This window comes from Acinetobacter sp. PK01, from assembly GCF_022819285.1.
In the GTDB taxonomy this organism is placed as follows: Bacteria; Pseudomonadota; Gammaproteobacteria; order Pseudomonadales; family Moraxellaceae; genus Acinetobacter; species Acinetobacter tandoii.
Window position 1 is genome coordinate 1,864,305 of the sequence record NZ_CP094643.1, and the last position, 19,364, is coordinate 1,883,668.

The 19,364-nt window shown below is 39.9% G+C and carries 18 protein-coding genes; 12 read left to right on the plus strand and 6 right to left on the minus strand.

Going from position 1 to position 19,364, the window contains the following annotated elements; translation table 11 throughout:
• Positions 1-57: 57 nt before the first annotated feature.
• Positions 58-1,485: a GntP family permease gene (locus tag MP622_RS08865; RefSeq protein WP_243790554.1), complete on the minus strand. Its 1,428-nt coding sequence runs from the start codon at positions 1,483-1,485 to the stop codon at positions 58-60.
• 501 nt (positions 1,486-1,986) lie between these two features.
• Between MP622_RS08865 and MP622_RS08870 the strand changes: the two genes are divergently transcribed.
• The 5 genes from MP622_RS08870 (at position 1,987) to MP622_RS08890 (ending at position 6,188) form a co-directional block, all read left to right on the plus strand.
• Positions 1,987-2,880 carry a LysR family transcriptional regulator gene (locus MP622_RS08870; protein ID WP_026440987.1) on the plus strand — a complete coding sequence of 298 codons (894 nt, stop codon included), beginning with the start codon at positions 1,987-1,989 and terminating at the stop codon, positions 2,878-2,880.
• Between the two features lie 210 nt (positions 2,881-3,090).
• On the plus strand, positions 3,091-3,792 hold the full coding sequence (locus MP622_RS08875) for a CoA transferase subunit A (RefSeq protein WP_016167380.1): 702 nt from the start codon (positions 3,091-3,093) through the stop codon (positions 3,790-3,792).
• Positions 3,793-3,794: 2 nt separating this feature from the next.
• Positions 3,795-4,451 (plus strand): CoA transferase subunit B, encoded by a 657-nt coding sequence (locus MP622_RS08880; RefSeq protein WP_243790556.1) that lies wholly within the window; start codon positions 3,795-3,797, stop codon positions 4,449-4,451.
• A gap of 81 nt (positions 4,452-4,532) precedes the next feature.
• Positions 4,533-5,714 (plus strand): thiolase family protein, encoded by a 1,182-nt coding sequence (locus MP622_RS08885; protein ID WP_243790558.1) that lies wholly within the window; start codon positions 4,533-4,535, stop codon positions 5,712-5,714.
• 84 nt (positions 5,715-5,798) lie between these two features.
• A complete protein-coding gene (locus tag MP622_RS08890) occupies positions 5,799-6,188 on the plus strand; it encodes a carboxymuconolactone decarboxylase family protein (protein ID WP_243790560.1) in 390 nt (129 codons plus the stop codon).
• 54 nt (positions 6,189-6,242) lie between these two features.
• Here MP622_RS08890 and MP622_RS17400 read toward each other — a convergent pair whose 3' ends face one another.
• Positions 6,243-6,368: a KGW motif small protein gene (locus MP622_RS17400; protein WP_016167376.1), complete on the minus strand. Its 126-nt coding sequence runs from the start codon at positions 6,366-6,368 to the stop codon at positions 6,243-6,245.
• 192 nt (positions 6,369-6,560) lie between these two features.
• Between MP622_RS17400 and MP622_RS08895 the strand changes: the two genes are divergently transcribed.
• A complete protein-coding gene (locus MP622_RS08895; RefSeq protein WP_243790562.1) occupies positions 6,561-7,430 on the plus strand; it encodes an alpha/beta hydrolase in 870 nt (289 codons plus the stop codon).
• Between the two features lie 32 nt (positions 7,431-7,462).
• Here MP622_RS08895 and MP622_RS08900 read toward each other — a convergent pair whose 3' ends face one another.
• Complete coding sequence (locus MP622_RS08900) at positions 7,463-8,122, minus strand: hypothetical protein (protein ID WP_243790564.1); 660 nt, start codon at positions 8,120-8,122, stop codon at positions 7,463-7,465.
• Between the two features lie 94 nt (positions 8,123-8,216).
• Positions 8,217-12,050: a phosphoribosylformylglycinamidine synthase gene (gene purL / locus MP622_RS08905; RefSeq protein WP_243790566.1), complete on the minus strand. Its 3,834-nt coding sequence runs from the start codon at positions 12,048-12,050 to the stop codon at positions 8,217-8,219.
• A gap of 426 nt (positions 12,051-12,476) precedes the next feature.
• On the opposite strand from purL, the gene MP622_RS08910 reads away from it, so the two are divergent.
• The 3 genes from MP622_RS08910 (at position 12,477) to ruvB (ending at position 15,819) form a co-directional block, all read left to right on the plus strand.
• Positions 12,477-13,814 (plus strand): deoxyguanosinetriphosphate triphosphohydrolase, encoded by a 1,338-nt coding sequence (locus MP622_RS08910; RefSeq protein ID WP_243790567.1) that lies wholly within the window; start codon positions 12,477-12,479, stop codon positions 13,812-13,814.
• 109 nt (positions 13,815-13,923) lie between these two features.
• The gene (ruvA, locus tag MP622_RS08915) at positions 13,924-14,526 is read left to right on the plus strand and encodes a Holliday junction branch migration protein RuvA (RefSeq protein WP_016167371.1); all 603 of its coding nucleotides are present in this window, start codon (positions 13,924-13,926) and stop codon (positions 14,524-14,526) included.
• A gap of 285 nt (positions 14,527-14,811) precedes the next feature.
• A complete protein-coding gene (ruvB, locus tag MP622_RS08920; RefSeq protein WP_243790569.1) occupies positions 14,812-15,819 on the plus strand; it encodes a Holliday junction branch migration DNA helicase RuvB in 1,008 nt (335 codons plus the stop codon).
• A gap of 131 nt (positions 15,820-15,950) precedes the next feature.
• On the opposite strand, the gene MP622_RS08925 is transcribed toward ruvB, so the two are convergent.
• Together MP622_RS08925 and MP622_RS08930 are read right to left on the minus strand one after the other, a co-directional pair.
• Positions 15,951-16,808 carry a hypothetical protein gene (locus MP622_RS08925; protein WP_044739348.1) on the minus strand — a complete coding sequence of 286 codons (858 nt, stop codon included), beginning with the start codon at positions 16,806-16,808 and terminating at the stop codon, positions 15,951-15,953.
• Between the two features lie 175 nt (positions 16,809-16,983).
• Positions 16,984-17,556: a hypothetical protein gene (locus MP622_RS08930; protein WP_243790571.1), complete on the minus strand. Its 573-nt coding sequence runs from the start codon at positions 17,554-17,556 to the stop codon at positions 16,984-16,986.
• 229 nt (positions 17,557-17,785) lie between these two features.
• On the opposite strand from MP622_RS08930, the gene ybgC reads away from it, so the two are divergent.
• Genes ybgC through tolR form a run of 3 tightly spaced genes read left to right on the plus strand, consistent with a single transcriptional unit; the run spans position 17,786 to position 19,364 of the window.
• Positions 17,786-18,193 carry a tol-pal system-associated acyl-CoA thioesterase gene (gene ybgC, locus MP622_RS08935; RefSeq protein WP_044739346.1) on the plus strand — a complete coding sequence of 136 codons (408 nt, stop codon included), beginning with the start codon at positions 17,786-17,788 and terminating at the stop codon, positions 18,191-18,193.
• A 23-nt stretch (positions 18,194-18,216) separates the two neighbouring features.
• On the plus strand, positions 18,217-18,915 hold the full coding sequence (tolQ, locus tag MP622_RS08940; RefSeq protein WP_243790573.1) for a protein TolQ: 699 nt from the start codon (positions 18,217-18,219) through the stop codon (positions 18,913-18,915).
• A complete protein-coding gene (gene tolR, locus MP622_RS08945; protein WP_243790575.1) occupies positions 18,915-19,364 on the plus strand; it encodes a protein TolR in 450 nt (149 codons plus the stop codon). Before tolQ ends, tolR begins: the two co-directional genes overlap by 1 nt.

The following is a 19,364-nucleotide window of genomic DNA, read 5'->3' on the forward strand; positions in this document are numbered from 1 at the left end:
ACTCACTCCTTTTACATCTAGCCTGCAACTTGTACAGGCCTAGTCCTCAACGTAATTTTAGACAATACCGAAAATTGTAAATGCTGCAATCACAACAAATACCGCAGTGGTTTTAATAATAGTGACAGCAAAAATATCTTTATAAGACTGCTTGTGAGTTAAACCAGTCACCGCAAGTAGGGTAATTACTGCGCCATTATGCGGTAAGGTATCCATCCCCCCTGATGCCATAGACACTACACGGTGCATGACTTCTGGTGGAATACCTGCCGCGAGAATTGCTGCATTGTATTGTTCCGCCATCGCACTCAGGGCAATACTCATACCACCTGATGCCGAACCTGTAATCCCCGCCAGCACAGTTGTGGTCACGGCACCATTCACCAATGGATTGGTAAAAGTTGAACTTAAACCGTGGCTGATCAAAGCAAAGCCTGGTAATGCCGCAATAATGGCACCAAAACCATATTCCGAAGCGGTATTCATGACCGCAAGTAAAGCACCGCTAATACTGGTATTCACACCTTCTTTGAACTGCATAATTACACGCTGATAGTCATATAAAAATGCACTGATTATGCCGACAATTAACGCCAAGCCGACCGCCCAGATTGCACCCGTTTTCGCTACATCTACAGTGTAATTGGCCAAACCAATCGCATTAAAATCGAAGCCATTTGGGTACCATTTTGGAATTGCAGTAGATAAAAACTTGTTCATGACCGCAACTAAAATAAGCGGTACAAAAGCCAGTGCCTGACGTGCTCTAGAACCATTTTGACTATCTAAAAGATTTACTGTCGTAGTCGAATCTGTAGCTTGTACTTGTTCATTCGCGAACCCTGCATAACCCTCACCTGCTTGTTCAGCAGCACGACAACGCCATTGTAGATAAAACAGCCCCATACATAGCACAAAAATTGCACCAATAATCCCTAAAAAAGGCGCCGCATAAATATTGGTGCCAAAGAACGTGGTTGGAATCACATTTTGAATTTGTGGTGTGCCTGGCAAGGCATCCATGGTAAAGGTAAATGCACCGAGTGCAATTGTGCCTGGAATTAAACGTTTTGGAATATTCGCTTCTTGGAACAGTTGGTTCGCAAATGGATATACCGCAAACACCACCACAAACAAGCTCACGCCACTATAAGTCAAAATTGCACCTAACAATACAACCGTTAAAATTGCACGTTTAGCCCCAATTAAACTGACAATGGTTTTTGCAATCGAGGAGGCAATCCCCGACATTTCCACAACTTTGCCGAAAATTGCACCCAATAAAAAGACCAAAAAATAGTCTTTAATAAAATTCACCATTTTGGGCATAAATACGCCTGAATAGAATGGTAAAACATGGTTGGGTGCAATTAAAAATACCGCAAGTAAGGCACAGAGGGGTGCCATGAGAATGACCGAAAATCCCTTATAGGCTGTGTACATCAACAAACCTAAAGACAGTAGGATGACAAATAAATCCCACATATTCTTTTCTCCCTGATAAAGAATACATAAGGGCGCACACATTGCGATAGACAATGTGATAGACCTTTATTTTTTGACCGAAAAAATGCTCAATTTTATTAAGAGTTATCCTAAACCCTATATAAAAACAACAAGCAGAAAAATTTTTAATACCACTTTTAGTATTTAAAAAAATAACACCAAAAATTAAAAACACAACATTTAAATATTATAAATAATCACCAATTCAAAATAAAAACATAAATATCAATAATTTAAAAAATAAAAATAAACAAAATTTAATATATTTAAAAATATGATTAATTATTTTAAAAAACTCATCAATCCTTTTCATTATAATAAAATTAAACACTCAATAATATTTAAAATTATTATAAAAAATAGAATTTAAATAAATTTAATTATCTGTAACTTCATTGTTTTTTTGCATTTCATGTGAAAAAGGATCAAAATCAAACCAGACCTCATATTTCACTCAGCCCGCATGGTACGCATCTAGTTATGACTTTAAAACAACTAAAAGCCTTCTTAGCCCTAGCCCGCAGTTTGAACTATGCCAATGCATCGAATGAACTTCATCTCAGTCAATCTGCATTAAGCCTCACCATTAAAACCTTAGAAGAAGAACTGGGTGGAAAACTTTTTAAGCGCAATACACGCCGAGTAGAATTAACTTTCGAGGGTAAATCCCTGATTCCTTATGCCAAAAAACTATTGGCAAATTGGGAAGATATGGAAAAGGATGTCAAACAACGTTTTAAATTACAGCGCGGGACACTCAATATTGCCTCTATGCCTTTTGTCACACATGCCATCATGCCGAATGTAATTCAAAACTTCTTAGGCTTACACCCGAATATTAATTTTTCAATTCATGACATTACCAATGAAAAAATTATTGAGAATGTGCTCGATGGTATTTTTGAACTCGGTATATGTTTCGAACCACAACAAATCGATACGCTCGAATTCTTACCATTATTCAATGAAGATTTTCTTGCCTTATTACCCAAAGCACATCCATTAGCGCATACAACTTCAATTACATGGAAAGACCTCTGTGCCAATCCTTTCGTGACCTTGCAACAGCCTTCGATTGTGCGCTATCTGATTGAAGAAAATTGCAAAAAAAATAACATTCAATTGGACTTAAAAGTTGAATGTCATCAAATCAGCTCTCTATCGAGTTTTGTTGCATTAGGCATTGGAGTAAGTGTAATTCCACGTCATTTCCAACAGTTTATTGATACTGAAAAAAATGTACTGATTGAATTACAAGATCAAGATTTGATTAAACCTGTTGGAATTATTTATAAAAAGAATTTTGAAATTTCCAACATCACAGCGCAGTTTATTGAAACACTTAAGCAATATAATTATAAAAAACACATATAAAATAAACACTTAAAATTAAAAAATAATTTCTAAACTATTCAGCTTAGCTCATTACAAGGTGTTCAACCCATGGACTGTGCTAAATTTTGCCTATTTTTCACCCCATTATTGAGTTTTTCTGATTAATTGTTTGAAAATTTCAACTTCATTATCTGTCAAAGCAGTGCTAATAATGGATTCAAGATAACTAAGGGATTTAGAGAAGTTAATATGAATAAGCTCTATTCAAGTGCAACACTTGCATTGCAAGATGTAGTTAAAAATGGACAAACGATTGCAGTCGGTGGTTTTGGCTTATGCGGTATTCCAGAAGCGCTGATTGAAGCACTTAAACAAACTGGGGTTAACGAACTTACTTGTATTTCCAACAATGCAGGTGTCGATGATTTCGGTTTAGGCAAACTCTTACAAACCAAACAAATTAAAAAAATGATTTCATCTTATGTCGGTGAAAATAAAGAATTTGAACGCCAATATTTAAATGGTGAACTCGAAGTTGAACTTACCCCACAAGGCACACTGGCAGAAAAATTACGCGCTGGCGGTGCAGGTATTCCTGCCTTCTTTACTCAAACAGGTGTTGGCACGCTGATTGCCGAAGGCAAAGAACAACGCGATTTTGACGGTAAACCCTATATTCTCGAAAACTCATTAACGGCAGATGTTGCATTAGTCAAAGCCTACAAAGCGGATAAAGCGGGTAATTTGATCTTCCGTAAAACCGCACGTAACTTCAATCCAGAATGTGCAATGGCAGGTAAATTTACCGTAGTTGAAGTAGAACACGTGGTTGAAATTGGCGAACTCGATCCTGATGACATTCATTTGCCCGGCATCTATGTCAATCGCATTATCTTGAATGCCACCCCTGAAAAACGCATTGAACAATTAACCATTAAGCAGGAGGCTTAATCATGGCTTGGACACGCAATGAAATGGCTGCACGTGCTGCACTAGAACTTGAAGATGGATTTTATGTCAATCTTGGTATTGGTTTACCGACGTTGGTCGCCAACTATATTCCAGAGAATATCAATGTCTGGTTACAGTCTGAAAATGGTTTATTGGGTATAGGTGAATTTCCAAACGAAGCAACCGTAGATGCCGACCTGATTAATGCAGGTAAACAAACCGTAACTGCACGCAAAGGCGCTGCATTTTTCTCAAGTTCAGAATCTTTTGCCATGATCCGTGGTGGTCACGTGAATATTGCCATTTTGGGTGCGATGGAAGTTTCTGAACAAGGTGACCTTGCCAACTGGATGATTCCAGGCAAGAAAGTTAAAGGTATGGGCGGTGCGATGGACTTGGTTGCTGGTGTGCAAAAAGTCGTTGTGCTGATGGAACACTGTGCCAAAGATGGTAGTCCCAAGATTGTGGAACAATGTGCTCTACCACTGACTGGCCAAGGTGTAGTCAATCGTATTATCAGTGATTTAGGTGTAATGGACATTACGCCTGAAGGTGTGAAACTCATTGAGCTGGCGAAAGATGTTAGCTTAGAACAAATTCAAGCGGTTACTGGCGTACAATTGATTGTCGATAACGTTCAAGAAACGGTAAGCGCATAAATCAGATGAGTTAAAGCAGCTTCGGCTGCTTTAGTTTTGATTTAACAAGAACGGAACAGATATAAATACACGGAGATAAACATGAATAAAGACATCGTCATTGTTGCTGGTAGCCGAACTGCAATGGGAAGTTTTCAAGGCGCACTATCAAGTCTTTCAGCCCCAGAACTTGGCGCAGCCGTTATTCAAGAGACTTTAAACCGTGCAAACGTTGCCGCTCGGGATATTGATGAAGTTATTATGGGCTGCGTTCTACCTGCGGGCTTAAAACAAGCTCCAGCTCGCCAAGCAATGCGCCTTGCAGGCGTACCTGATCATGTTGGTGCAACCACTATCAATAAAATTTGCGGTTCAGGTATGAAAGCTGTGATGCAGGCTGCCGATGCTATTTGCGCAGGTAATGCTGAAATTGTCATGGCAGGTGGTATGGAATCCATGAGTAATGCACCTTACTTACTACCAAAAGCACGTTCAGGTTACCGTATGGGTCATGGCGAAGTGAAAGACCATATGTTCCAAGAAGGTCTAGAAGATGCAGAAACTGGACTTTCAATGGGTATTCTGGCACAAAAAATGGCCGATAAAAAAGGCTACACTCGCGAGCAACAAGACGCATTTGCAATTCGTTCTTTAACTCGTGCGCAAGCTGCTATTCAAAATGGTTTTTTACAAGCTGAAATTGCACCAATTACCGTGTCGAGCCGCAAAGGTGAGGTAATTGTGGCACAAGATGAAAATCCGTTTCATGCCAATATTGATAAAATTCCAAACCTACGTCCTGCCTTTACCAAAGATGGCACCATCACCGCAGCCAATTCAAGTTCCATTTCAGATGGTGCATCTGCCATGTTGGTGATGTCGGCTGAACAGGCGGCAGCTCGCAGTTTAACCCCACTGGCCCATATTCGCGCTACAGCAACTAACTCTCAACATCCTTCAGAATTTACCATTGCGCCTGTGGCTGCAATTGAAAAAGTCCTGAAAAAAGCGGGATGGTCTGTAGAAGATGTAGATTTATGGGAGATCAATGAAGCCTTTGCTATGGTGACCATGGCAGCTATTGATGCTTTCAATCTAGACCCTGAAAAAGTTAATGTAAACGGTGGTGCATGTGCATTGGGTCACCCATTGGGTTCATCAGGCTCACGCATCATTTTAACGTTAATCTATGCATTAAAGCGTTTAGGTAAAACCAAAGGCGTAGCTACACTCTGTATTGGTGGTGGTGAAGCGACTGCAATTGCCGTAGAACTTGTTGATTAACTGTCAAGTTTTGAAAAAATCATACAGATCAAAGTGATAAAAGGTTAAACTTTTATCACTTTTTAATGAAGAAGAGTGACTCAAATGTCTCAGCAAGATTATGAAAATGGATTAAAAGTACGCACCGAAGTAATGGGTGAAAGTTTTGTCAAACGTGCTCAAGACAATACTGTACCTTTTACTCAACCGCTACAAGATTGGATTAATGAACATGCTTGGGGCTCGACTTGGCAACGTGAAGGTGTGTTACCTCGTAAATATCGCTCACTAATAACCCTTGCCTTTTTAACTGCACTCAAAAGTTCCACCGAACTGAAAGGACATGTCCGTGGTGCACTCAACAATGGAGCGACAGTTGAAGAAATTCAGGAAGTGTTACTACACAGCTTGCCCTATTGTGGCGCGCCTGCAACACAAGAAGCCTTCCGCGCAGCATTAGAAGTCATTACCGAATACCAAAATAACAACTCATAATTTACCAACGATTAAGAGCCAGATTTGATGGCTCTTAATGTCTTATTTTAGACATTACAGATTTTGTGCAATGACATAACCGAGTATTAAGCTCAATTGTAGACTGACCACAACCACGAACCACTTCCAGCCCTTTTGCTTAAGCACCATCTTATTTGGATATGTTGCTGTTTTTATCATTTGCTATCTCCTACACTATTATCATTTTAATAAACTGCATATTTCGATTATTTATTAAGCAAATTTTACACCAACTTTTTAGCGCTTTATACAGTTCAGATTTTTCAAACTATATCCTGATGATTTTAAAGTCGTACAACTGCATCTATAGCAGTGCTAAAATATCAACACAAAAAAAGAGTTGGGATAATAATGAAACGTCCTCTTTCCCTTGTTACTTTTTGTCTGCTCGTATTGTTTAATATGCAAACTAGCTATGCTAACTTTTTTCAAAATCTAGATATTTTTCGAGCAAAAAATACAATACGAAATATTGCTTATGGACCCAATACATTACAAAAATTAGATGTCTATCTACCGCAATCCAATCCGCCGAATCAAAAACTTGCACCCATTTTAATGATTGTACATGGTGGAGCATGGAGTATTGGAGATAAGTCTCATCAAGGCTTAATACAGCATAAAGCGACCTATTGGAATCAACAAGGTTGGATCGTGATTTCAGTGAATTATCGCTTAGTTCCTAAAGTCACAGTGCAACAGCAAACTCAAGATATTGCCGATGCACTGAATTTTGTGCAAAAGAATGCCTCAAATTGGCAGGCTGATAGTCACAAAATCATCATGATGGGACATTCTGCAGGTGCACATTTGGTCACCTTACTCTCTACTCACCCAGAATGGATTTCAAATTTTCCCAAACCATGGAAAGCAACGATTGCCTTAGATAGTGCTGCCTATGACATAGAAACCATCATGTCCAATCAACATTCTCAATTTTATGATCGTGTTTTTGGGCCTTCTAAAGAAAACTGGCGTTTGGTTTCACCCAAAGTTCAGTTAAAACATTCCTTGCCTGCTTTTCTGGCGGTCTGCTCCACCATTCGTCCTAATCAACCTTGTATACAAGCGCATTCATTTATTCAACAAGCCAAAGCTTTAGGTACTTCAACAGCCTATTTACCTCTGCCCTTGTCACATGCCGAAATTAATCGGAACTTGGGGCAAAATAATGACTATACCCGTCAAGTTGATCAATTTATGCAGCAAAATATTAAATAATCTTACGGTAGACAAATATTAGATTATTGACTTTATTCTAATTTTTTATAAATACCATAAAGCTGTGTATACGCTTCAATAGCATTGAAAATATCTTCTTTAACAATTTTGTAATTCGATTGAGTTCCATTTGGTTGAATTAAACTATTAATCATTTCATCAGTTAAATGTATTGATATATCACGTGGCAACCATAATCTTTCTAAACTATCACTAGGATTCAAATATTCTGATTTATGTATAAAATTCAAATTATTGTACTGTGTAACGATTAATACTCTTAAACTTTCTGTAATCTCTTTTCTTAAATCATTGATACAGTTAAACTCTTGTATTTTTTGATATAAATCAATAAAATTCTGAATGCGACTATCTACTTTAGAAGATCCTTCAAAGCCTCCACCCCATTTTAAAGTTTGTGGCAGTAATAAGCGAAAGATTTCAGTTCTAGCATCTTTTAATTCTTTAATTGTCTGTTCAGCTTCATTTTTTAAATCTTTAAATTTGACAGCATTGCCAGCTATCGTGAATTCCTGTATTTCAGAAGAAAGATAAACAATAAAACCAACAAACACCCCACCTGAAATTAATATAACTGATTCTGTACCTTCTAATAATCCATTTAACAAACAATAAATACCAAACCCTGATACTACTGCTGTAGAAATCATTGATAAGATAACTTTCTTCAATTTAGATCCTCTTATATTTGATAATTAGAATTTCTTATGTTTATAAAAAAAGAATGCCACTTAAAAGTGGCATTCTCAAAGATTAATTTTTCAATTAACCGATAAACTTACGTGCATTACGGAACATACGTAACCATGCACCATCTTCAGTCCACTCTTCAGGTTTCCAAGAATGCTGAATGGCGCGGAAATTACGCTCTGGATGCGGCATCATAATCGTTGCACGACCATCTTTAGAAGTTACACCTGTAATCGCTTCTGGAGAACCATTCGGGTTCAATGGATAGTGCTGAGTTGGGTTTCCATGACTATCTACATAACGTAAAGTCACTTGGTTGCCCGCATTTAACGCAGCAAGTTGATCCGCAGTTGCCACCACACGACCTTCACCATGTGCAACAGCAATTGGAAGAATCGAACCTTCCATACCTTCAAGCAATACAGAATGTGATTTTTCAATACGAACGTTCACTGCACGTGCTTCAAATACTTCTGAAGTGTTGCGATGGAAACGTGGCCAAGCATCTGCACCAGGAATTAACGGCGCAAGTTGTGACATCATTTGACAACCGTTACACACACCTAAAGTGAATGTTTCTTGACGGTTAAAGAATTTCTCGAACTGGTCACGTAAGCGTGGGTTAAATAGGACTGATTTTGCCCAACCACCACCAGCACCTAGAACGTCACCATAAGAGAAACCACCACAAGCTACCAAGCCTTCGAAGTCATTTAAATCCACTCGACCTGCAAGCAAATCACTCATGTGTACATCGGTTGTGTTAAAGCCAACTTTGTCAAATGCAGCCGCCATTTCAGTTTGGCCATTGACACCTTGTTCACGCAAAATCACCATACTTGGGCGGCGTAAATTAATAAACGGCGCTTCAACTGGCTCATTCAAATCAAAAGTAGGCTGTGCAATAATGCCTTGGTGTGAATTGTCTGCGATTAAGGCAAATTCTTGATCAGCAGTTTCAGAGTTATCACGTAAACGTTGAATTTGGTGTGATACTTCAGCCCAAGCATGTTGTAAGTCAACACGAGGTAAAGTCAAACCATTGATCGTTAACTGATCTGTGTTATTGACTGAACCTACAACTGAAATGGCATCTTTTAAGCTTGATGCAGCAACTTCATCGGCAAGAGTCGCCCAGTCAGAAGTACTGATTTGAAGCACTGCGCCAATTTCTTCTGCGAACAACGCTGCTGTAGATTGATTTTCTAGTGCTACACCTAAACGTGAAGCGAACATCATTTCTGCAACAGTTGCCAATAAACCACCATCACCAATGTCATGGTAAGCTTGAATTAAGCCACGGTTGTTCCAGTCTTGTACCAAATCAAAGAACGCTTTGAAATCCGCAAAACTGTCAACATCTGGAGTAACTGAACCAATCGCTTTATAGACTTGCGCAAGGATCGAACCACCTAAACGGAATTGACCTTTAGATAAATCAATACGAACCAATACAGAATCAGTATTTTTCAATTCAGGCGTTAAGGTCTTACGTACATCATTTACAGGAGCAAATGCGGTAATCACACCACTCATTGGCGAAGTCACTGACTTGTCCTGACCTTCGTCATTCCAAGTGGTACGCATCGAAAGTGAGTCTTTACCTACTGGAATTGCAATACCTAAAGCAGGACACATTTCCATACCAATCGCTTTGACACCTTCAAACAAGGCTTGGTCTTCACCTTTTTGCCCTGCTGCTGCCATCCAGTTTGCTGACAATTTAATGTCACTGATCTGTTCGATATTGGCACACATGATGTTTGAAATGGATTCAGCCACTGCCAAACGTGCAGATGCTGCTGGGTTTAACAATGCCACAGGTGGACGTTCACCCATTGCCATCGCTTCCCCTGTATAACCTTGTAAACTTGTCGTGGTTACTGCTGCATCAGCAACAGGAACCTGCCAACGACCTACGAGCTGATCGCGCGCAACCATACCTGTAATTGAACGGTCACCAATCGTGATTAAGAATGATTTAGACGCAACTGTTGGGTTCTTTAATACACGGAAAATCGCATCTTTCAAGTCCACTTGAGCAGCATCAAAATCATCGCCCTTACGCTCGATGGTTTCGTATGAACGGCTCATACGTGGTGTACCACCAAGCATGACTTGCATTGGCATATCCACTGCTTTGTTATCGAACAATGGATCATTTACAGTCAATTGACGAGCTTCTGTCGCTTCGCCTAATACAGCGAATGGGCAGCGTTCACGTGCACAAATCGATTCAAATAATTCTAAAGACTCAGGCTTAATTGCGAGTACATAGCGTTCTTGCGCTTCGTTTGACCAAATCTCCATTGGAGACATACCAGGTTCAAGTGAAGGAATCTTACGAAGGTCTAAAATAGCACCGAGCTCATGGTCATTCACCAATTCAGGCATTGCATTGGAAATACCACCCGCACCTACGTCATGTACAGACACGATTGGGTTTTCATTTTCCATGCGCCAGCAGGTATCAATCACTTCTTGACAACGACGTTCCATTTCTGGGTTTTCACGTTGTACCGAAGCGAAGTCTAGGCTTTCACCCATCGTACCGCTATCTACAGATGATGCAGCACCACCACCAAGACCGATCAGCATCGCAGGACCACCTAAAACGATGAGTAAGTCGCCCGGTTGAATCGCATCTTTTTCTACATGGTCAGGACGGATATTACCGTAACCACCTGCAATCATAATTGGCTTATGGAAGCCTTTCACTTCACCGTTTACATTCTGTTCGAAAGTACGGAAATAACCATTTAAAGCAGGACGACCGAATTCGTTGTTAAACGCCGCACCACCTAATGGACCTTCAATCATGATTTGAAGTGGAGATGCCATACGCGATGGTTTACCGTAGTTTTCTTCCCACGGTTGTTCAAAACCAGGAATATTCAAGTTCGATACAGTAAAGCCTGTTAAGCCTGCTTTCGGCTTACCACCACGACCTGTCGCACCTTCATCACGAATTTCACCGCCCGAACCTGTTGCTGCGCCTGCAAATGGTGCAATCGCTGTTGGATGGTTGTGGGTTTCCACTTTCATCAGGATGTGAGCCGCTTGACTCTTATACTTATATGTATAGTGACCTGTGTCTTCGTCTTTTTTCGGGTAGAAACGTTGTGTGTCATAACCCACAATCACCGATGCGTTATCTTTATAGGCAGATAAAACGTCAGTTGGTGATTCTTTATAGGTATTTTTAATCATTTGGAACAATGATAATGGTTGAACTTCACCATCAATCGTCCATTCAGAACCGAAAATTTTGTGACGACAGTGCTCAGAGTTCGCTTGAGCAAACATCATCAATTCGATGTCATGCGGGTTACGACCAAGCTTGATAAACGCTTCAGTTAAGTAGTCGATTTCTTCATCAGACAAAGCAAAACCAAATTCAGAGTTGGCTTGAACCAATGCCTGTTTACCCTGACCCAAAATATCAATTGAATTTAAAGGTTTTGGTGCAGTTTCTTGAAATAATGCCGTAGCATCTTCAATGCTGCTAAATACGCTCTCAGTCATGCGGTCATGTAACGCCAGCTTTACTTCATTCGATACTTCAGAAATACCTTTTAAAGTAAACAAAACACCGCGTTCAAGGCGGTGTATCGGGGTATTACAGTTGGCAAAAATATCCGTCGCTTTAGAAGACCATGGTGAAATTGTACCTACGCGAGGTGTCACTAAAATTTGGACTTCATCATTCGCAGCTTGACGAATTTGGAAGACTTCACCTTCATTTAATAATTGTAAAGCAGATTGCTGCTGTTGCTCGTTGAGCGCTTGGTCAAACAGATAGACCCATTGGCTTTCTATTGATTGAACAGAACTAATTGACGCTAGACGTGATAATAGTTGAGTTTTCTTAAAAGAAGAATGTGCTGGTGCACCGGCCACGATAAACATGCTGATTTTGGCTCCACGGGCAAGTCTTTTGAACTTTACCGCAATGTGACTTTGAAGAGAGTCACATATTCTACTGTGAAAAGGTCAAATCAGCTAGATGGATAACCCTGATTATGTAACCTAATCCTGCAAGAATTTCACTTACAACCGTTTTATTACACTTTTTTAGATAAAATGACATAAAAATAAATAACTAGATTGACTAGCAAAGCTGAAATAGGGAGATTTTTTTCAAAAAAGATATTTATTATTGCCTAAAATATACACAAAACTTCAATTCAAGATTCTGCTTCATTCTTTTACCCTTCAATTTAAACCTCAACGCCACTTTATTTACCTTACAACCGACAAATCGTGTCGCACTGCTCTAGTGCAACCCAACATTTTTTGGCATGATTTAAGCAATCCTTCTATGAAACATAATAAATGGAACAAATGCGTTGGTTAGAACTGCTTTCCACAGTTCGGATTGGTAGTAAAAAACAAAGTACAGAACAAGCTCGAAGCCCTTTTCATAAAGATTATGATCGTATTATTTTTTCGCAAAGTTTTAGACAGCTCAACCGTAAAACCCAAGTCCACCCACTAACGCAACATGATGGCATCCATACGCGCCTCACGCATTCACTTGAAGTATCGTGTATAGGCCGCTCTCTTGGCATGCTCGCAGCAGAGAAAATAAAAGACGAACTTCCTGTCTGGATTTCTCCTGCCGATGTTGGTGCCATCATTCAAGCTGCATGTTTAGCACACGATATTGGCAACCCCCCTTTTGGACATGCAGGGGAATATGCCATTCGTGAATGGTTTGATGATGCCTCACACGGCAATTTTTTGGCAAAACTCACTCCAGAAGAAGAAGCTGATGTCCGTCAGTTTGAAGGTAATGCGCAAGGTTTACGCTTACTGACTAAAATTGACTACCATCCCAATGATGGTGGTATGCGTTTAACTTACGCTACTTTAGGTGCATATCTAAAGTATCCGTGGTTATCCAAAACCATTGCCGAACAAGGCAATACCCCAGCCAGCATGCGTGCTAAATTTGGTTGTTATCAGTCTGAAAAAGAAATATTGAGGCAAATTGCAGAGCAACTTGGACTCATTCAATTGGCAAAAGATCGTTACTGCCGTCATCCACTAACCTATCTATTAGAAGCTGCAGACGATATTTGTTATGCCCTAATTGATTTAGAAGATGGCATTATTTTAAATATGCTCAGCTATGAAGAAGTTGAACCCATTTTTCTTGACTTAATTGCGGACTATGGCAAGCCTTCCGAACTCTCGATGGATACGACTTGGCAACAAAAAATTGCGGCATTGCGTGGTCGGGTAATGAAACGTCTGGTCGATGAAGTGACCACAGCTTTTGCCAAACATCATTATGAAATTCTGACAGGACAGCTCAAAGGCAGCCTATTACAATACTGTGCAGAAGATATTGAATTGGGAATCAACCGCGCCAAAGAGCTGGCACGGGATAAGATTTTTGAACATCCACAAAAAGCGGGATTAGAAATTATTGCCCATCAAAGTTTGCAGAATATTCTAGATGCTTTCATTCCGCTTACGACGCCACATAAAACATTAAGTTTTAAGGAGCAACGCCTGTTTACTATTTTACAGCGTTCAGGTGCGCGTTTTGGCAACAATCATTATGAAAATATTATGCAAGTACTGGATATTATTTCAAAGTTTTCAGATCATCAAGCCTATAATCTTTCACAAGAATTGCAAGGCAATAAGTCTGGTTTGATGTAACCCATATTAAAGATAAACATGCTTTTAACATGACTTTTAAATAAGTAAGCTTAAAAGCACAACTTTCCTACTGGCAACCGTATACACCTAAAATAGTGAAGCTTTAAAAATGATTGGATGTTTAATTGGCGAAGTGTTTGCCCTCGAAGCCCCGACCGTACTGCTCAATGTCAACGGCGTTGGCTATGAGATTGACACACCTTTATCGACATTTTGCCAATTACAAAAAGGACAAAAAGTCACATTGTGGACGCATTTGGCAGTTCGTGAAGATGCACAATTACTGTATGGTTTTTTACATCAGCAAGAAAAACTCATCTTCCGAACACTGTTAAAAGTGAATGGTGTCGGCCCCAAAATGGCTTTGGGGATTCTTTCGACTTTAAGCGTAGATATGCTGATTCATACTGTTGAACATGAAGATGTAAATACACTGGTTAAAGTCCCTGGTGTGGGTAAAAAGACTGCTGAACGCCTAATGATTGAATTACGTGACCGTTTTAAAGCCATGTCTACAGGTACAGTTCCAAGCAACTCTACAGTGGAACAAATTCAATTTACAGGTAACTCAGCCGTTGCCGAAGCTGAAGCCGCATTACAATCTTTGGGTTATAAACCTTTAGAAGCTCAAAAACTCGTAAATGCGGCAAAAGGTGATTTTACTGAAGCCAGTGACATCATCCGTGCTGCACTCAAGTCGATGAATAAATAAAGTACTTCCTCTAAGACGTCATTCGATACACGTAAACGTCATTCGCAACTGTTCGAATCAGGAGACATTTGCACAACAATGTTTCTGCGATATAGTCGATACGAACTTTCATTCGATGAGTTTTGCGAATGACAATGGTTTTGCTTACTTTTGCCAAAACAAAAGTAAGGCGAACCGCAGGTTATGCCTGAATTTCGCTCGAAGCTGGAAAGACTGCACCAAGGTACACAATTTCTTTTCTGACATTTTGCTACGAAGCCTATTCACTTAAAGTTTAAATAATATATGCAAGACCGTCTCATCGGTGGTTCCGAAAAACCCGAAGATCATATCGATCGAGCCATTCGCCCTACCTCACTGGATGACTATATTGGTCAACCTGTGGTACGTGAACAAATGGAAATCTTTATTGGTGCCGCACGTGGTCGTGCCGAAGCACTCGACCATACTTTGATTTTTGGTCCACCTGGTTTGGGTAAAACCACACTGGCCAATATTATTGCGCGTGAAATGGGTGGCAACTTAAAATCGACTTCAGGACCTGTATTAGAACGTGCAGGTGATTTGGCTGCTATGCTGACCAATCTTGAAGAAGGCGATGTGCTGTTCATTGATGAAATTCATCGTCTTTCACCTGTAATTGAAGAAATTCTGTACCCTGCAATGGAAGATTACCAACTCGATATCATGATTGGTGAAGGTCCAGCAGCCCGCTCAATTAAATTGGATTTACCCCCTTTTACCCTTGTCGCAGCGACTACACGTGCAGGCTTATTGACGTCTCCACTACGTGACCGTTTTGGGATTGTACAACGTCTTGAATTTTACTCGGTGTCCGATTTAACCCATATTGTCACGCGTTCTGCCAATTTAATGGATGTACCGATTACCCGTGAAGGCTCGGCAGAAATTGCACGCCGCGCACGCGGAACACCACGTATTGCTAACCGATTATTACGTCGAGTTCGTGATTATGCCCAAGTGAAAGGTACAGGCGAAGTAACGCAAGACATGGCACAACGTGCACTCGATATGCTAAATGTTGATAAAGACGGTTTAGATACTCTAGACCGTCGTTATTTAAGCATGCTGCTTGAGCGATTTGATGGTGGTCCCGCAGGTATTGAAGCTTTAGCTGCTGCCATGGCTGAAGATTCAGGCACATTAGAAGATGTGATTGAGCCATATTTAATTCAACAAGGTTATGTCATGCGGACTGCGCGTGGTCGTATTGCCACAAATATGGCGTATTTACAGTTTGGGATGACACCGCCTGAACCGAAAGAAAAATGATTTAAAAGGGAGCTTGTCTCCTTTTTTTAGATACCTGCTTAAACAAGAATGTTTGATGTCGCAACGACCTATAAGATATTTAAAATTGAATTGATGATCAGATTATCCTAAGTATGTTTATAGCTGTCATGTTATACACCGTTGAAATTTTTAGGTTCGACAATAAAACCCTGTACGACTTTTTTTGCTTGTTGTTGAATGACTTTCCAATCTTGTAGATGAACGCTTTGAAATACTGCTGAGATTCGAACCTTCATTTCAGGCTCTAAAACAAATTCTTGTTCACATATTCGCGCTAATGGGTATTCAGAATGTTCACATTTAATGAGTGTGAGTACTTTTCCTTTAGAGTCTTTTTGAACATATAAATCGTCTATATCATATAGGCTCTTTGGTGTACTAATATTTTTCCTCATTAATCTAGTGTTTTCGTCGACCCACTCAGGATGGGGCACATATTTTTGTAAACCATATTCAAAATCGCTAGTTGGCAAATATATGTTCATATAATTGAATTCTTTTAAATTTTGTTTCGACTCTATCCTCGTTTCTAAAGTTGAATTAATTAGCCTAGTTGTTAAGTCTCCATTATAACTCTGACCTGCATATACACTTACTCTTACCCAATGATTATCAGGCAGATTAATTTCTGCGTTATATTGTTTCTCCGAATACGGCGATGCTTTATAATAAACGACTAAAACCAATCCATCGGTGTAGCGCATATCAAATCCAAAGGCCTGAATTTTAGATTGATAGGTCCGCGTCTGACGTTTATATTTCTTACCTGTTACAAAGCCTGTATTATCTTCATATTCAACCCATGGGGCTTCTCTACCAAGGTTAACAGGCCTTCCTCCTAAATCACCTACACTATAGCGTGCACCATATTGGTCGCGTGGTGTTATAAATTCAGGTTCTGTTTTTTTCTGCTCACATGCGATTAAAAAGATTAAACCTATACACACAGCTATAATTATTCTTTTCATTAAATCCCCTTTTATCTTTTAGATCATAAAGTATGCAGCTCGACCATTCCTTTTCCACCTCAGTGAATAATGAAAAAGTCAGATTCATATCATTCAACACATCTAATACTAATTCATGATCTATCTCAATTTCGCAGGATGCTTGAATTAGCCTTATTCCTTATCTGCTATTGACTTATAGCTCCCTCACCTCTTCCACCAACATTAACTCACATGCCCCGTTGCCTGTATCTTCACGACTTAGTGAACTACGCCACATCCAGCCATCTGCCGATTTTACTTCGACTAAATGTCCTTTTAAGTAAATCAAGTCATCTTGATCCACATCAGCCAATTGTTTGGCAATCGTTTCATTGGCAGGAATTAAATGTGTATTGGCACTATGCGTTTCAATTTCATGGCGTGGAATCGGTGGCTGATTTTCATAACGCCAGTAATACCAGCGATTACTTTGGCGTATCGAAAGCTGTTTATAAACGGATGGATCTGCCATCGCGCCCCATCCCAAGGCAAAATCGACAGGGCTAAGCTCTGCTTCACGTCCAGAACGGTAGTTTTCCCGTGATAAAACTCTAAATTGCCCCTCATAATTCGCTAAATTGGTCATGGTATAACCATCAAAGGTTTGAACTGTGTCACTAACTCGTTGATGATCTTTAGCATTTTCAATCGTAGGACTAGGCTTCCACCAGTAAATGAGTCCTGTAATAATCACAATCAACCAAATTAAATAGGCTCGACGGCTCATCTTTCCCCCAAAAAATGTAAATCGAAATATTCATTTTTATTATTCAAACTTAACCTCATCCATTTTCAGATTGAAATCTTGTGCCATTGGACGGTCATTTCAAACTGCTAAACTTCATGGCATTACCTAGCCCATGAATCAGCCCCATTGTACCTGCAATTATTCTAAGCAGCTTTGGAAAAGCACGGGCTTCGAAACACCATATTAAATCTAGACATGGAACACTATCATGGCGAATAAATTCGAATTTCAAATTCGTGTATATATTGAAGACACTGACGCAGGCGGTATTGTCTATCATGCCAACCATATTCGCTTTATGGAACGTACCCGTACCGAATGGTTACGTGCCTCTGGTGTAGACCATTACTGGCACCAAAAAGACTACAACTTCGTGGTGCACAAAATTAATGTTAAATACATGCGTCCAATTCTCATGGATGACCTCATTACTGTTACAGCAAGTGTAGTTTCGTGTAAAGCTACGTCTTTTGTATTGCAACAAAATATTTATCGTGGTGAAATCTTGTTAGCTTCTGGCGAAGTCGAGTTAGCATGTATCAGTGCCGAAATGAAACCTCGTCGTTTGCCAGATGAAATTCGCGATCTAATTCGTAAAGAGTTAGAACAAATCTAAGAAAACTCGACTCCAGTGTAACTATGGCAAATCAATTAGACTCCACACTTCACGTTTCAGACCTCATTTTACAAGCAAGTCCTGTCGTACAACTGGTGATGCTTTTACTTTTATTTGCATCACTCTATAGTTGGTTTTTGATTGCCAAGTTACATCAGAGCTATAAAAAAGCCCAAGCAGATGATGAACATTTCCAAAAAATCTTCTGGTCGGGTGCCGAACTCAATACCCTTTACAACAATGCTCAACTCAACTCTAAACGTGTCGGGCTAGAAGACATTTTCTATCAAGGTTTGGGGGAATATCTCAAACTTAAAAAACGTCATGCAGCAACACAACAAACCATCGAAGGTACTGAACGTATTTTACGTGTTGGTTTAAGCCGTGATCAGGGTAATTTAGAACAAGGTCTAGGTGCTTTAGCCAGTATTGGTTCTGTCGCACCTTATGTCGGTTTGTTTGGAACTGTTTGGGGCATTATGAATGCCTTTATTGGTCTGGCAGATGTCGATCAAGTAACCTTAGCGACTGTTGCACCTGGTATTGCGGAAGCTTTGATTGCAACTGCGATTGGTTTATTTGCAGCGATTCCAGCCGTTCTAGCCTTCAACCATTTTACTGCTAAAGGCGAAGCTATTTATTCAGACCGTGCTTTGTTTGCAGAAGAAATGGTGGCGCTATTACAACGTCAGTCGGTAGGTTCTGTTCAGGAAAATGACTGATGGCGATTCAACGTTCAGGACGCTTTGAGCGCATTAAAAAACCATTAAAGAGCGACATGAATGTCGTGCCTTATATTGACGTGATGTTGGTACTTTTGGTGATCTTTATGGTCACCGCCCCTATGATCACCAGCGGTATTAAAGTTGATTTACCGCAAGCTAATGGCACTCCGCTACAGTCTGAAGATGCTCCTTCTATCGTCTCTTTAAAAGCAGATGGCACCTACTTCTTAGAACAAAAAGGTCAAACGACGGGGCCGCTTGCGCTAACAGAACTCACCCAAATATTGGTCGAGTATCAAGCGCAAGCTCAACAAAATAACAAAAAACTCAATGTGGTAATCAATGGGCATCAAACTCGTCCTTATGGAGAGGTGATGGCTTTAATGTCAAGCCTTCAAGATGCAGGCTTAACCCAAGTTGGTTTACTGACCGAACCTTTAAAGTAA

What these genes read in the sequence shown, in the direction of transcription:
- MP622_RS08865 (WP_243790554.1), bottom strand. Translation starts at nt 1,485, where the DNA reads ATGTGGGATTTATTTGTCATCCTACTGTCTTTAGGTTTGTTGATGTAC.
- MP622_RS08870 (WP_026440987.1), top strand. Translation starts at nt 1,987, where the DNA reads ATGACTTTAAAACAACTAAAAGCCTTCTTAGCCCTAGCCCGCAGTTTG.
- MP622_RS08875 (WP_016167380.1), top strand. Translation starts at nt 3,091, where the DNA reads ATGAATAAGCTCTATTCAAGTGCAACACTTGCATTGCAAGATGTAGTT.
- MP622_RS08880 (WP_243790556.1), top strand. Translation starts at nt 3,795, where the DNA reads ATGGCTTGGACACGCAATGAAATGGCTGCACGTGCTGCACTAGAACTT.
- MP622_RS08885 (WP_243790558.1), top strand. Translation starts at nt 4,533, where the DNA reads ATGAATAAAGACATCGTCATTGTTGCTGGTAGCCGAACTGCAATGGGA.
- MP622_RS08890 (WP_243790560.1), top strand. Translation starts at nt 5,799, where the DNA reads ATGTCTCAGCAAGATTATGAAAATGGATTAAAAGTACGCACCGAAGTA.
- MP622_RS17400 (WP_016167376.1), bottom strand. Translation starts at nt 6,368, where the DNA reads ATGATAAAAACAGCAACATATCCAAATAAGATGGTGCTTAAGCAAAAG.
- MP622_RS08895 (WP_243790562.1), top strand. Translation starts at nt 6,561, where the DNA reads ATGAAACGTCCTCTTTCCCTTGTTACTTTTTGTCTGCTCGTATTGTTT.
- purL (WP_243790566.1), bottom strand. Translation starts at nt 12,050, where the DNA reads ATGTTTATCGTGGCCGGTGCACCAGCACATTCTTCTTTTAAGAAAACT.
- MP622_RS08910 (WP_243790567.1), top strand. Translation starts at nt 12,477, where the DNA reads ATGGAACAAATGCGTTGGTTAGAACTGCTTTCCACAGTTCGGATTGGT.
- ruvA (WP_016167371.1), top strand. Translation starts at nt 13,924, where the DNA reads ATGATTGGATGTTTAATTGGCGAAGTGTTTGCCCTCGAAGCCCCGACC.
- ruvB (WP_243790569.1), top strand. Translation starts at nt 14,812, where the DNA reads ATGCAAGACCGTCTCATCGGTGGTTCCGAAAAACCCGAAGATCATATC.
- MP622_RS08925 (WP_044739348.1), bottom strand. Translation starts at nt 16,808, where the DNA reads ATGAAAAGAATAATTATAGCTGTGTGTATAGGTTTAATCTTTTTAATC.
- MP622_RS08930 (WP_243790571.1), bottom strand. Translation starts at nt 17,556, where the DNA reads ATGAGCCGTCGAGCCTATTTAATTTGGTTGATTGTGATTATTACAGGA.
- ybgC (WP_044739346.1), top strand. Translation starts at nt 17,786, where the DNA reads ATGGCGAATAAATTCGAATTTCAAATTCGTGTATATATTGAAGACACT.
- tolQ (WP_243790573.1), top strand. Translation starts at nt 18,217, where the DNA reads ATGGCAAATCAATTAGACTCCACACTTCACGTTTCAGACCTCATTTTA.
- tolR (WP_243790575.1), top strand. Translation starts at nt 18,915, where the DNA reads ATGGCGATTCAACGTTCAGGACGCTTTGAGCGCATTAAAAAACCATTA.